The sequence below is a fragment of the Mesorhizobium yinganensis genome (assembly GCF_040081985.1).
GTDB classification, from domain to species: domain Bacteria; phylum Pseudomonadota; class Alphaproteobacteria; order Rhizobiales; family Rhizobiaceae; genus Kumtagia; species Kumtagia yinganensis.
Genome location: NZ_JBEBMH010000061.1, coordinates 1 through 13,261, shown reverse-complemented (window position 1 = coordinate 13,261; position 13,261 = coordinate 1). Strand labels below are relative to the sequence as shown.

At 61.1% G+C, this 13,261-nt stretch carries 13 protein-coding genes and 1 pseudogene; 3 read left to right on the top strand and 11 right to left on the bottom strand.

Features of this window, described 5'->3' with window-relative positions; genetic code table 11:
• Nucleotides 1–195, top strand: a pseudogene (locus tag ABMA59_RS36275) (IS5 family transposase); the annotation flags it as partial.
• Here the strand turns inward: ABMA59_RS36275 and ABMA59_RS36270 are convergent.
• The 5 genes from ABMA59_RS36270 to ABMA59_RS36250 all read right to left on the bottom strand — a co-directional run bounded on the left by ABMA59_RS36270 (nt 172) and on the right by ABMA59_RS36250 (nt 5,457).
• A complete protein-coding gene (locus tag ABMA59_RS36270) occupies nt 172–1,461 on the bottom strand; it encodes an FAD-dependent monooxygenase (RefSeq protein WP_349010192.1) in 1,290 nt (429 codons plus the stop codon). The pseudogene ABMA59_RS36275 and the gene ABMA59_RS36270 sit on opposite strands and share 24 nt — an antisense overlap.
• Before the next feature lie 213 nt (nt 1,462–1,674).
• Entirely contained in the window at nt 1,675–2,943 is a 1,269-nt protein-coding gene (locus ABMA59_RS36265; protein ID WP_349010191.1) for an amidohydrolase family protein, read from the bottom strand.
• A gap of 54 nt (nt 2,944–2,997) precedes the next feature.
• Nucleotides 2,998–3,645, bottom strand: coding sequence for a dihydrofolate reductase family protein (locus ABMA59_RS36260; RefSeq protein WP_349010190.1), 648 nt, complete (start codon nt 3,643–3,645; stop codon nt 2,998–3,000).
• Nucleotides 3,646–3,717: 72 nt separating this feature from the next.
• Nucleotides 3,718–4,161: an SRPBCC family protein gene (locus tag ABMA59_RS36255; RefSeq protein ID WP_349010189.1), complete on the bottom strand. Its 444-nt coding sequence runs from the start codon at nt 4,159–4,161 to the stop codon at nt 3,718–3,720.
• Between the two features lie 144 nt (nt 4,162–4,305).
• A complete protein-coding gene (locus ABMA59_RS36250) occupies nt 4,306–5,457 on the bottom strand; it encodes a DJ-1/PfpI family protein (protein ID WP_349010193.1) in 1,152 nt (383 codons plus the stop codon).
• Nucleotides 5,458–5,595: 138 nt separating this feature from the next.
• Here ABMA59_RS36250 and ABMA59_RS36245 point away from each other — a divergent pair, with 138 nt between their 5' ends.
• Entirely contained in the window at nt 5,596–6,567 is a 972-nt protein-coding gene (locus ABMA59_RS36245) for a GlxA family transcriptional regulator (protein WP_349010188.1), read from the top strand.
• A gap of 221 nt (nt 6,568–6,788) precedes the next feature.
• Here the strand turns inward: ABMA59_RS36245 and ABMA59_RS36240 are convergent, their stop codons facing one another.
• The 5 genes from ABMA59_RS36240 to ABMA59_RS36220 are packed head-to-tail and all read right to left on the bottom strand — an operon-like array spanning nt 6,789 to nt 12,222.
• Entirely contained in the window at nt 6,789–7,790 is a 1,002-nt protein-coding gene (locus tag ABMA59_RS36240) for a SphA family protein (RefSeq protein ID WP_349010187.1), read from the bottom strand.
• Nucleotides 7,757–9,238: a DUF1254 domain-containing protein gene (locus ABMA59_RS36235; RefSeq protein WP_349010186.1), complete on the bottom strand. Its 1,482-nt coding sequence runs from the start codon at nt 9,236–9,238 to the stop codon at nt 7,757–7,759. Before ABMA59_RS36235 ends, ABMA59_RS36240 begins: the two co-directional genes overlap by 34 nt.
• Before the next feature lie 57 nt (nt 9,239–9,295).
• On the bottom strand, nt 9,296–9,793 hold the full coding sequence (locus ABMA59_RS36230; RefSeq protein ID WP_349010185.1) for a hypothetical protein: 498 nt from the start codon (nt 9,791–9,793) through the stop codon (nt 9,296–9,298).
• 15 nt (nt 9,794–9,808) lie between these two features.
• Entirely contained in the window at nt 9,809–11,218 is a 1,410-nt protein-coding gene (locus tag ABMA59_RS36225; RefSeq protein WP_349010184.1) for a DUF1254 domain-containing protein, read from the bottom strand.
• Between the two features lie 17 nt (nt 11,219–11,235).
• A complete protein-coding gene (locus ABMA59_RS36220; RefSeq protein WP_349010183.1) occupies nt 11,236–12,222 on the bottom strand; it encodes an HAD family hydrolase in 987 nt (328 codons plus the stop codon).
• Between the two features lie 160 nt (nt 12,223–12,382).
• Here ABMA59_RS36220 and ABMA59_RS36215 point away from each other — a divergent pair, with 160 nt between their 5' ends.
• A complete protein-coding gene (locus tag ABMA59_RS36215) occupies nt 12,383–13,090 on the top strand; it encodes a hypothetical protein (protein WP_349010182.1) in 708 nt (235 codons plus the stop codon).
• Between the two features lie 47 nt (nt 13,091–13,137).
• On the opposite strand, the gene ABMA59_RS36210 is transcribed toward ABMA59_RS36215, so the two are convergent.
• The coding region (locus ABMA59_RS36210) for an ATP-binding protein (protein WP_349007100.1) at nt 13,138–13,261 on the bottom strand (124 nt) is incomplete at its 5' end.

Sequence of the window (13,261 nt, the reverse complement as noted above, 5' to 3'; positions counted from 1 at the left end):
AAGCGCAACCGCAAGGACCCCGCGCCATACGATGCTGAGAAATACAAGTGGCGAAACCTGGTCGAGCGGCTGTTCAACAAGCTCAAGAACTGGCGCCGCGTCGCCACCAGATACGACAAGACAAAGGAATCCTACCTTGGCTTCGTCGCCATCGCAGCAGCCAAGCTTTGGTTACCCTTTGTCCACGAGACCTAGGTCGCCGGGCTGCCCTAGATTGAGCAGCACCGGCCGGGCATCATGCAGAAGCATGAAGACCCGCGTCGGTCCGACGGCGGTCACAAGATCCAGATCGGGCATGCGGCGTCCGAGCAACGGGTGTCCCTCGCCAAGGTCGTAGCGGATGTCGAGGCTTGACATCGTCGCCGTATACCACCTGCGGGGTACATCCATTTGCATCACCTGCGCCATCATCTCGCGTAGGGCATTCGTCCGCTCGTCGCCACGGTTGAGCGCCGTCAGCGCCAGGGTTTGTTTGAGCAAGGCCGCTCCGACCGGATGCCGTTCGGCATGGTAGCTGTCGAGCAGGCTGGCCGGCGAGATGCCTTTGACCACCTGCGCCAGTTTCCATCCCAAATTGACCGCGTCCTGCAGGCCGATGTTCAGGCCCTGTCCGCCAACCGGAGAATGCACATGGGCGGCGTCGCCGGCCAGCAACACGCGCCCTTTTCGGTAGAAGGTTGCCTGTCGCGCCGCATCGGTGAACCTCGACAGCCACGTGACGTTGTGCACGCCGAAGTCCGATCCGTAAGCGGCGACAAGTGCTGTGCGAAGCTCTTCGAAAGCGGGGTTGTCGCCCCGTTCGAGTTGTTGCTCCGTCACGACGCCGCGGACGCGCTTGCCATCCTCCAGCCTAACAAGGGCATAGACGCCTCTTTCACCATGACGCATACCCAATGCCGGTTCGTCCGCCATATAGGCTTCGAAAATCAGGTAGCTGATCGCCGGGCCCCGTCCGGGGAAATCGATGCCGGCCATCTTGCGGACTAGACTGCGACCGCCGTCGCACCCGACAAGATATTTCGACCGCAATACCCGTCCATCGTTCAACGCGACAACGGTGTGCGCGTCGTCCTGCACGAAGTCTGTTACTTCGCAGCCGCGATAGGTCTGCACCGCCAATTCTGACGTCCAGTCGGCAAGGCCGCGCTCGATCTTTTCCTGCCAGAGCGCGAGCGTGTAGTTGTGGCGTGTCGACCGGTCGCTCGCGTCAAGAACGGCTCCTGCGAACAGCACGACATAGTGCTTTTCTCCTTGCGACACGAAACGGTCGGCGATGCCGCGCTGGTCGAGGAGTTCGATCGCTCGGGGATGCAGCCCGCTTGCACGTGAGCCCTCGACGTCCTGGTTTATGCGCCGTTCGACAATCGCCACATCCACACCTGCCAGTGCCAGTTCGCCCGCCAGCATCAGCCCGGTTGGGCCGCCGCCAGCGATCACGACTTCATGTTCGGATGAATACATTTGCGACCTTGCAGATTAGCGATTGGGCCGATCTTCTAGGCGATTATCAACGTCTTGAAGCAAGGCGGTCGAACGCCTTATCTATGAAAGGTAGATAATGTCGCTGTGCGACATACACCTCCCCCTCAGCCGCAATGTCGAAGCAAAATCCTAGCTCGTCTTGCGTGACGAATGCGAGACCATGTTGCTTCCGGCGTGGCCACCGCGTAGCGCCTAGCGTTGCGATCGGAAAATCACGAGACCACCTCGGATGGTATAAGCCACGTCGGCAAAGGCCTCGATACGGCTTGCTGGATCGGCCGCAAGCACAGTCAGGTCGGCGTCCATACCTACCTCGATCTTTCCCTTGTTTCCGACGCCGAAGCGTGAGGCGGGGGTCGTCGTGAGCGATGCCAGTATCTGCTCGAAAGACAGGCCCGCTCCTTGCATCAGCTGATACTCTTTGGAGGTGTCGGAAGTCTGGATATAGCCGATGTCGGTGCCGAAAATGACGTCTCCGCCGGCTGCTGCAAATGCGCCGAGCTGTTGCTGTGCGAGCGCGATTGTCTGCTCGACTTTTTCCGCTGGCAGCCCGTGCGCTTCAGACTCAACTCGCCACAGGCCGAGCGTTGGGATGAGCGCTATGTCGTGCGACGTCAGACGTTTGACTAGCTCTGGTGTCCAGCGTTCCCCGTCGTCGGGGGTCGTATGAGCCAGAACGTCGACCCCGCTTTCGATCGTGACGTCGAGGCCTTCCTGGTTACTCGGATGAGCAAATGCGGGCTTGCCGTGCCGGTGGGCCTCGGCAACCACAGCTTTCGCGTCGTCCAGAGCCATGGGTAGAACGCCTGTCTCGCCGCCTATGATTGCGCCGGCGAAGATTTTTACGCCGTCCGCGCCAGCCTCCAGTTGCCGGCGTACACGCTCGGACGCCGCATCCGGCGTCCCGACCTCCATCGAGGGCAGGCCTTTCAGGAGTTCACGCAAGTAGATCGGCGTTCCATCGTTTGGAAAGAACGGCGCGTCGACCGTCAGGATGTTCGGGCCGCGCACTTCGCCGCTTTCGATGCGACGTCTGAGGTCGATCGCTGCTCCGGGGAGCGAGGCGATATCGAACACGGTCGTGAAGCCCCACCGAGTCAGCATCCCTTCCAGTTCGTTTGAGAGCGCCTCGGCGTTTTCCTCCGGCGGCAGTGCCATCGACGGCAAGAGCAGATGGACGTGGCTGTTCCAGAGTCCCGCAACCACCACGAGGCCGTCCCCTGAAATTGTGCGGTTGGATGGACCTGCTTCGACCTGATCGGAGGGACCCACGGCGGCAATCACGCCGCCACGCACGACCACGGTGGCGTCGGGAATGGCTGGAGCATGGGGAGACGGGTAGACCTTGGCTCCGACGATCACCACGTCCTGCGCAACTGCCGGTGAACACAGCAGGCATATAAGCGTAGCCGACAGCACGCCGCTGTGAATGGAGGCCGTTCGTTTCAGAAAATTGAGCATGGCAGTTCCTTCAAGCCGCAAGCAAAGAGTTGACGACGTCACCCTGTTGCCGGTTCACGCGGCGGCACGCGTAAACGTCAGGTGCGTCACCCCGCTGGGCGAAGAGACAGCCTCGACCTTGTAGTCCTTCTCGACGCCCTCAAGTCCATCCCAGAGGCGTTCGCCGCGCCCGAGCAGGATCGGAACCACCACGACATGCATGTGGTCGATCAGCCCCGCGGTAAGGAAGTCCCGGATCATGGTTGCCCCGCCTCCGATGCGAATGTCCATGCCGCCCGCAGCTTCGCGAGCCGTTGCAAGTGCTTCGGCAGGCGAGGCGTCAATGAAATGGAACGTCGTGCCGCCCTCCATCTCGATCGGCGCACGCGGGTGGTGGGTGAGGACAAACACCGGCGTGTGGAACGGCGGGTTCGGCCCCCACCAGCCCTTCCACTCCGGGTCCTCATGCCATCCGGGATAACCGAACTTCCCTGCACCCATGATCTCGACGCCGATCCCGGGCGCGAACTGCCGCAGAAAGGCGTCGTCGACGCCCCGCGTGCCGCCGGGCTCTCCAAGCATCTGGTGCCACCATCGGGTCTCGAACATCCATTCGTGAAGCCTTTCGCCCGCATGTCCGAAGGGTGATTCGAGGCTGAGACCTTCGCCGGTGGCGAAACCGTCGAGCGATATCGAGATGTGCTGGACACGGGCAAGCGACATGGCGCGTCCTCCTTTCTTATTGCTGATGAAGGGCCGGCTTGTCTGGGCTCTTCCTCCCCGGATTCGACATCGCTACTGGTTGATCTCCGGCTCGACGAGCTTCGCGAGCTTGCGCAAAGATTCCTGCCAGCCGAGATAGCAGGCCTCGGCGGGGATCATGTCCGGCACGCCCTGTTGCTCGATATTCACCTCGGTGCCAACCGAAACGGCCTTCAGGTTCACCGTGACCTTCATCTCGCCCGGCAGGTTTGGATCGTCGAAAGCGTCGGTGTAGACGAGGCGCTCGCCCGGAACGAGCTCTAGATAGGTGCCGCCGAAGGCGTGGCTGCGGCCTGTCGTGAAGTTCCGAAAAGACATCCGGTGATTGCCGCCGACCTTCGCATCCAGCTCGTGGACGGTGCAGAGAAACCCGTATGGCGGAAGCCAACTCGCGACCGCGTCGGGTTCGAGGAACGCGCGATAGAGCTTCTCGGTCCTGGCGGCAATGACGCGGTGTAGACGGATCGTGCTGGGCATGGGTTTTCTCCCTGTGGATCGGTTTCATCCGGGTTGTCCGGCTGTGTCCGATGGGCGTCATTCGCGCCCGCTGTGGTAATGACGAACGGGCTGGCCGGAATTCGACATCGCACAGGGATAAAATCCGGAGCACCGGCCTGACCGTCATCGGTCAATCGCCCGTCTTGGATATTCGAGCTGCATGGCAACCACGTTGGTGGTGCGCTCTCCGTAGCGCGTCGCAATCGCGTCAAGGACGAGGTCGAGCGCATGGGCCGGCTTCCGGTCCCGAAAGGTTGACACGCGCCTCTCTTCGGGCCAGTCCGCTTCCGCCCGGTCGGGGATGACGCGGACTCCGTTCATGGTCACCACCGCGTCCGACGATATGGCATAGGTAGTCGCATTCGACCGGTAGGTTCGCGACCAGGCGTCGGCAACAAGGGCAAGCGATACCTCGTCCATGCCCGGCTCGAGCCGGATGCGCACCTCTTCCCGGTTCCAGAAGGCCATCCGATTTGCGAGCACGGTCATCGCAAACGGACGGGTGAGCCTGAACGCCCCGCTCGCATGCCGCGCGTCCCATTGCTCGAGGCCGAGATCGCGCGCGACCGCTTCCGCCTTGCTCCGTCCGGCGATCGCCTCGATCAGCGTCAGCATCATCGGCATGGACGCGGTGATGCCGGTCGTCGTCGCGACTGCGCCGTCGACCACCAGCCTTCGGTCGGCGACGTACCGGACCGTGGGAACCTCGTCGCGCAGCTGCTTAAGGAAATACCAGTGTGTCGTCGCCCTCCTGCCGTCGAGCAGCCCGGCCGCGCCAATCACGGTGGCGCCGACGCACACACTGACGATGGTCGCGCCCTTTTCCGCCTGGCTCCTGATCCATGCCAGCGCAGCGAGCTCGTCGTGTGGTTCCATAGCGGGCACTATCACGTAGTCAGCGCCTTGCGGATGCCCGGCGTCGAACTCCGCAATGGTCGCATCCGGCTCGACCTTGAGCGCCGGATATAGTGTCACCGTACCCGGCCCGGTCGCCAGCATCATCACGTCGGCGACGTCGGCCCGCCGCAGGATGCCTGGGGGCATGAGGTAGTCGGTCGTCTCGGTGGCGTCGTTGATGCCGATGACGGCGATCAGAGGCCGCTCTCGCTTCGGCGGCTTCAGTGCCGCCAAAGTGGCGTCGGTCTCCTCCTGCGGCACCGGCGGCGTCTCTGCCGCCGCTGTCGCTGCAGGCAGGCTCAACACCCAGCCGCCAAAACCGGCCAGCGAAAGGAAGACGAGAGCGACACCACTCCAGATGAACCAGGATTTCGACAATGACACGGCGTCTCCCGCGGAACGGGAAGCGGCTTTCGGTCGGTTTGGCCGGCCTTTCCAGCAACTCCCATCGGCTGAGCCGAACACTAGCGGCGGAGGCGTCTGGCAGAAATGACAAAGAGATAGTAATTTCTGCCAATGCACGATATCGTCTTCATCGTCTATCCGGGATTCGAATTGCTCGATGTTTCGGGGCCGGCATCCGTCTTTAACGGGGCCAATCGCGCCCTGAACCAGCGCGAAAAGCCCGCCTTCTACAAGATCTTGCTCGCATCGGCCCATGGCGGCGCGATCGAAAGCAGCAGCGGCGTTGTGCTGGAGACGCGCCCGGTCGCAGGGATTCGGCCGGAAGAGACAGGGACCGTGCTGGTCGTGGGAGCGGAACGAGAGCAGCTTCTGCCTGCGGTCGCGGACAGCGCCCTGCGCGCTGCGATTCCGGCATTGGCCGTGAAAGCGGAGCGGTTCGGCTCTGTATGCTCCGGCGGCTTCGTCCTCGCGGCACTCGGGCTGCTCGATGGCCGTCGCATCTCGACCCATTGGGATTCCTGCGAGCCTCTTATGAAAGCCTTTCCGAAGGTCACGGTCGATCCCGAAGCGCTCTATGTCGTCGACGGTCGGCTCTGGACATCGGCCGGGGTGACCACGGGCATCGACATGGCGCTGGCGATGGTCGCGTGCGACCTCGATGCTACAATCGCCGGCGAAGTTGCGAAGCGGCTGGTGCTCTACGCCCGGCGGCCCGGCTACCAGTCCCAGTTCAGTCCAGTTCTCAAGGCGCAGGCAAAGGGCGACAGCCCCTTCGCCGACCTCATCGGGTGGCTACAGGCCAATCTCGACTCTCCCCTGGACGTGCCGTCGCTCGCTGCCCGCGCCGGCCTGACCGAACGCACCTTCCATCGCAGGTTCATCGAGGCGACTGGAGAAACGCCGGCGCGGTTCGTCGAAATTGCCCGCCTTGATGCCGCTCGAATGCTTCTGTCACGCGGGCTTTCGCTGAAGTCGGTTGCGGCGCAGGTCGGGCTGTTCCCGACACCGCGCCTAGCGCAAGCCTTTGAGCGCCGCTTCGGCGTCGCCCCACGCCTCTTCCGCGACATGCACGCCGCGCTATGAGCGCTGAGAGGCGACTTCGGAGGCGCGTTGTTGACTGGCGACTTAGGAGCCTGCAGCGGTGCAGAACGCCTTCCGTCCGCTTACGACCTGATCTCGGTCGTTCCAAGGTCAACGACGGCTTCTCTAAAGCCGTCGTTCTTGGCACGCCCAGCTGTCAGCGTGGCCGGACACCAACCTGACAGGCGGCTTTGCAGTAAGCATTTTTAGAAGCGAAACTAGCTTTAGAATTTGCCGGCGAGATTGAAGAAGAAAGCGTTCCCCTTCATCCGGTTTTCCACTTCGATTTCGTGCGCCCACTTCAGCGTCAAGTCTATTTCCTTGCCTTCACCGAATTTGGCCTTGTAAGTCGCCAGTGGCCCAATCGCCAGAGACCGTCCCTTGAAGCCATCGTCACGATTGTTGGCGAATGTGCTGTCGTCGTCCTGGATCTGGTAAAGGAACCCCACCAAAATCCCGACACCGAAATTTTCAGTCACGTTCTTGGTCATGGATAGATCGAGATGCGCTACAGCGCCGCTATAATAGTCCGTGTCAGAATTCGTGGTGTTGATATCGACGCCGAAATTTCCCGAGAAGTCCAAGCCATATTCCGGCACCAGTCGGGTGAAGGCAACCGAGGGTGTGAACGTCCAGTAGTTCAACCCGACGAAGGCAATGTCTCCTTCTGTCCAGACGCCCGTCGGAGCGGTGATTGTAAGCGATGTCGAAAGCCAAGTGTCCATGGAATCGCTGTGCCAGCCAAGCACCACGGGAGCGAACGCAACGTCACCGATCCCACCGACTTCCTGGATCACTTCCAGAGGTCCGACATCTGCCTTTGCTCTGGTCCAACCGACCGGAAGCAAACCCTGAACGGCGTAGGTCCAGTTGCCCGGCAAATCGATCTCCGGAACGTAGACCCCCGCGAGGCCTGTAACCCAAAGATCTGCTTTAAGGCCGAGGGCTATGGAGCCGTCGCCGAAAGGCACATCGCCGGACGCTCCGCCATGATAGTAGATATTCGAAACGGCCCAGTAACCGCCTGGGATGGGCGGCACTATGCCAGCTCCCGGCCCGGCAAATGCACCGGGGATGTATCGTCCTGCGGCTGCCTCGGTGGCCTGTGCCTGTGTTCCAAGGAACGTTGAAGCCATCGCGATGGCCACGCCCCAGGATGCTCGCCCGATCATCTCCGTGTTCAACATCAGGATCAGCCTGCCTTCTCTACGGGAGGCGGCGTCCACGAGCCGTCCATGACGGCGGGCTTCGGCCAATAGGCGCGCACGTAGAGTGAAAAGTCGCCTTTCGGCGCCGGCAGCCAGTTGGCGCGCGCGACCGGATCGGTCGGCTCATCGGCCTGCACCATGACGGTGAGCGAGCCATCATCGGCGAGCTTCAAGTCCTTGTTCTTGGTGCCCACGGAGAAGCGGTTGATCGGGTTGGCAATGAAGAAGTGGTGCTCGTTGTAGATCGACAGCGACCAGAAGCCGTTCACTGGCGGCGTCTGATCCTTCGCGAACGTCACCGTGTAGCGGTTGGCGCTGCTCAGCCGTGCACCCGAGGCATCGAGATCCTGATAGAAATACTTCGTCTCGTCGGGTGAATTGACCAGGATGTTCGACTTAGCGACGGCGGTCCTCGTGAAATAGTCGACCCCAAACGCTGACTCGTTGGAAATCGTGCTCCAGTGATGCGGAAGTTGCTGGCCGTAGTTGCGGAACTGGAAAAGTGGGTTCACCAGCTTCTCTTCCGCATCCTTGGCCGCCTCGACCATTACCTGCTTCAGTTGAGGATCGTTCTCGGCTGCCGCGAGCACCGCAAACACTTGAGCGTAGCGGGCTTCTTCGCCGGGCAGCGGCGGCGCATCGGCGAGCACCGCCGGCAACTCGTCGAAAAACTTGTCGGGAAACACCCACCGCGTTTCCTCTTCGCCTGGCGGAGCGCCGGGAACCTTGGGCAGCTTGTTCCACTCGATGCGTTTCATCTCTCCGTCATAGTCGGCGAGCGGATACATAACGATTCCGGTCAGGACATCCTGAATTGCCCGCTTGTCTTCCGGGGTATCGTCCTGGGCGATACGTGGCGCGGCGAGACCCGTGCTGCTCGACGCGCGAAACACCCTGGTGATGCCCTTCGGGGTTTCACCACTCCAGTCAGGGCCGACCAGCAGGTAGAAGCCGGGCGTGGTGCCGTGCATCTTGCCAAGCTGCGCAAAGCTGTCGGTGCGCAGATCGACGATCTGGTAGACCCAAAACCGATCGCCGAAATCCGGCACCTGGATGACGACAGGGGAAATATCCAGCGCGAGCAGGCCGAGGCCGTAGACCACGTCCTGGTTAGGACAGGCGACATTACGCTCTTCCGGATTGACATAGTCCATGAGCATGGTGAGCTCGTTGAGCGGAGACTCGAGGAGCGGGCCAGCGTACCTGTGCTCCTTCATCTTCGAGAATGCGAGCCGCCGATTGTACATGTTTACCAACGGCCAGGCCCAGAAGAAGGCGTCGCGAGCGACGTGGGCGGCATAGGCCTCTGTGATCTTCACGCGCGCATCAGGCCCGGGCGGCAGCGCCCCGCCCCAGCCGGGCGACGGCGGCAACGGTTGCGGGTTTAGTTCCGAGGCGTGGGCCGTCCCTTCGCCGCTCGCGCCGACCACAGAGGCGGCGGCAAGCGTTGCGGTGCCGAGCAGCATGTCTCGACGGTTAAGTATGGCAATGCTGGTCATGGCATCCTCCTGTCTGGTGTTCGGCTAAGCAGCTTCGCTGATTGTCTTGAGGGCGCGCCACACCGTTGTGAACATCACGACCGCGCCCGCGAAAAAGATCGCGATGAACAGCGCCTGACCGAGCAGCCAGGCGTTTTTTCCGATCGCGACGGGAGAGTAATAATAGCCCGGCCAGATCGCATCGAAGACGAAATAGCCGGGATAGCCGACTGCGAAGACGCCTAGCAGCCCAATCACGCAGAGCCAGAGCGCGCCGGAGCCTTTGGCGTCATCCACCGATCCTGCACGGTTTGCGACCATTGACGTCAGTCCCAGCGCCACCATGCCGAGCCCGCCGGCCTGAACGGCGGCGACCGAGAGCGTCCATGGGCAGGCCCACCAGAGGGTGATGTTCTGCATGAAAAGCTCGCCGGTCGGCCAGCGCGCGCCGACGCAGTAGTGGGCGACGATGCCGAAGGTCAGGAACACGCCGAATATGAAGAGGCCGAGCCCCCATTTCGCGAAGCGCGCGCCGATTTGCATGACACGCTCCTTTCGCTAGTTCACCTTCTCGACGTCGGGAAGAGTCCAGACCTTCTTCTCAAAAAGCGCCTGGGTCGGCGAATAGAGCCGGAACAGCAACTCGAAGCCGCGTTGCGGGTCGGTCGGCACCCAGTTCGACTCCTTTCCTTCCGGCGCCTTGGGGCCGAAGAAGATGTCCGTCGATCCATCTGGGTTCGGCTGCACTTCCGCGGCATTCGACGCGCGGCTGGCACGGTCCATGTTCTTGACCAGCGCATGCGTCTCGCGGTCGTAGACCGTCACCGACCAGTACAACTCCACAGGCACCTTCGGCGGCACATGCAGGCGGTAGCTCTTGTCGCCAGCCAGCGGTTCGCCATCCTTGTCTTTGTTCGCGATAAGGTAGGTCTGTGCCGTGCCGAGGCGCTTTATGCCGATATAGCCCATGCTGTAGGTGAGAGCGCGATAGTCGACAGGATAAATGTCGGTCTCGGCGTATCCCGAGGATCCCGCCTTGACGAGATCGGGAAAGGCCGGAACGGCCCAATGCGCGGTGGGGAAGAATGGTGGGTAGCCAGCCTCATACATCTGATCGAGGAAGGCTCTTGCCTCGGTTGCCGCGTCGTTCAGGATCGCAGTCGTTTCGGCGTCCGGAGCGAAAGGCTTTCCTTTCTCTATCCCGATGAACTTGAGCTGATCGATCATCGCCTTATCGCGGGTCAACCACGGCTCGCTTTGCACGATGCGATCCAGCGATTCGAAGAAGCGGATGTCGTAGGGAATGGTTGAATCGTAGAGCACGCCGTTGGCGTCGGTGAATTTCGTCTCCGGGGGGCTTGCCTCCTGTGAGAGCGGATAGACCTTGAGCCGCTTTCCGTAAGCCACTGCCTTCTCGATGTCCGCGTCGCCGTGACTCGCAAGGTTCGAGCGCAACAGCGCATAACCGCCGAATGTCTCGGATTGGACGGCTATGTAGCCGTCGGGTGCCTTCCCCTGGTAGCCGGGGGGCAGTATCAGGTATTTGCCGCCGGCTCCCTTATCCTCGCCGTAAGGTCCCGCGTCCTCAAGTGGCATCTGCCAGACAGTGTCGATATTGGCGGCGAACGAGCCTCCCTCCGCCGGCGGAACGTCGATCACGATCGGCCCCGCTTCCTTCGTGTCGAAGAAAACCATGAAATAGATCGCATCGGGATTGGGCGTGAGCGTCTGGTTGTGCCAATCGACGGGGCGGGACCAATATGTAACCTGGTTCACCGTGCCCTCAGTCTTGGTCAACATCTCCTGCAACATGAGATCGTAGTTGACGGCAGGCATGCCCCAGATGACCGCTTCGACTGCGCGGCGCTCGATGGCTCGCCGCTGCAATTCGTCGGGTGCAAGGCCCTGCGCCTTTGCCGTGCCAATGGCGGCGAGGAGCGAAAGCACGGTAAGGATCGTCTTCAGCATGATCTTGCCTCCTTCGTTCACGGTGCGACAACCGTCTTCCAGTCGTCCCTGATGCTGACCACATGGAAGCCGTATCGTTTCGCCGCGTCGAGCGAGTAGTTGTCGGGCTCGGAGTACCCGAACTCGCGCTTCGCATCGTCGTGATTTATGAGGAGTTGAAAACTCGGCCCCGTGCGGTCCTTTGACCAGCGCATCATGGCGATATCGCCTCGGCCACCCTCGTTGCCCCCGACGAAAACAGGCCGCACTCCAAGAGCAAGGTTGATTGTGGGCGGCTTGCCTTCCTGGTCGTTCAGGTGGTCGATTGTACCGTCGAACACCAATACCGTCTTGCCGTCGCGCTCGTCCAACCTGGTGCCGGAGGTGGTACCCATCACCCGCTGGGGAGGTATTCCAAGCATCTCCATCGAGACGGCGCGTGTGAACAGGATCGGACTGCCGGTGCAAATCCAGTTTTCGAAGCCGTTTGCCTCCAGATAAGACAGCAGCTCCGCCATCGGCTTGTAGACGGCACGCGTGTAGGGAACACGGAACTTGTCATGAGTCGTTGCTTTCATGAGCGGAAGAATGCTCGCAGAAAACTCCTCCGTCGTTCGACCATCGGTAACAGCAGCGATCAGATCGTTCAGACCTTGCTCACCTGCATTGTGCAATGCCGCCGCATCGCCTTTCAGGAAGGCTGAGATCGCCGGCTTGTCGGCCAGGATCGGCTTCTTTTCGACCGCATGCTTAAGGTCAGCGGCGAGCGGGATGACCGCGGCCGGTATCGGCTTCTCTGGAATAAGGGTCCCGTCCATGTCGAAGACGGCGACGCGTTCATCGTCCGGCACGAACTCCGGTCCGCCCTGTTGCGTTACCGTCGTCACGAAATCGATGATCGCCATTTTTGTGGCTGTGTCGTTCCATGAGGGCAGCGGGTCTGCGCCGGCAACGGCGACGGTCGCGATCAAAGCAAAGACGAGCGAAGAGCACAGCCTGCGATACGGAACAATGCTGAGCAACATAAGTTCTCATCTCCTGGGTGCGGCTCATGGCATGTGGCACATCTCCTTCGAAAGGTAGAGCATCTCCTGTCGCGGGTAATCGGCAAACCGTGCCAACGTATTGACGATTTGTGCCAACGAGCGCTGAATGGGAGGGCTTGGCACCGTCGCGGAGGTCACTGTGTCAACGATTATGCCCCACGTTCGTTTTTCGACCGAAGAATTGCCCGCGAACATGCAGTTCGAAGCCTGGCAAGAGCAGCCCTACGCGTTTGAGGTCAGCCCGGCAGAAGACGAGTGGCCAAAGTCGTTTGCTGCTGAAGTGGATGTATACGTTTTCGGCTCCTCTTTGATGTTGCGCGCCAAACAAGGCGCACAACGATATGCGATCAGCCACGACCGAGCGCGCAAGGGAGGACGAGATCTCTTCCTGTTTACATGCTATGAGCGCGGGGAGTATCGAGGATGCGCTGGAGCGGATGAGATCAAAGGAGGAGCCGGCGACATTCAGGTGCTGGACCTCTCCCAAACCATGAACACCATCGAAACCTCGTCCGCAATGACGGGCGTCGCAATCTCGCATGATGCTTTGCGACAAAAGCTCGGTACCTTGGACAAGCTGCATGGTCTTGATCTGCGACAGACCACCGGGGCGTTCCTGAGCGATTATTTTCAACTGTTGGTACGACGGCTGCCAACCATGTCGGAACAAGAGGCCGCGGCGACAGCTGAGGCGACGATCGATGTCATCGCGGCATGTGTGCGACCGACGCAGCAGCGCATGGCGCCGGTTGCAGCGCAGGTGCAAAGCGTCCTTGTTGCTCGTGCAGAAAAGTTGGTGGAGCGACATCTTGAAGAGACTCAACTGTTGATTTCCGCGAAGAACTGACCCGGGGTTTCCACTGAGAACTGACCCGGGTGGATGATGGGTCTGGGTCAGGTCGGGGTCAAGTTTTTGGTTTTCTCCTTCGCGGGTTTGACGGGTTTTGCCGAACTGTTCCTGAAGCGGAAGCTGTCGTTTCCGGTCTCCAGGATATGGCAATGGTGAGTTAGGCGATCG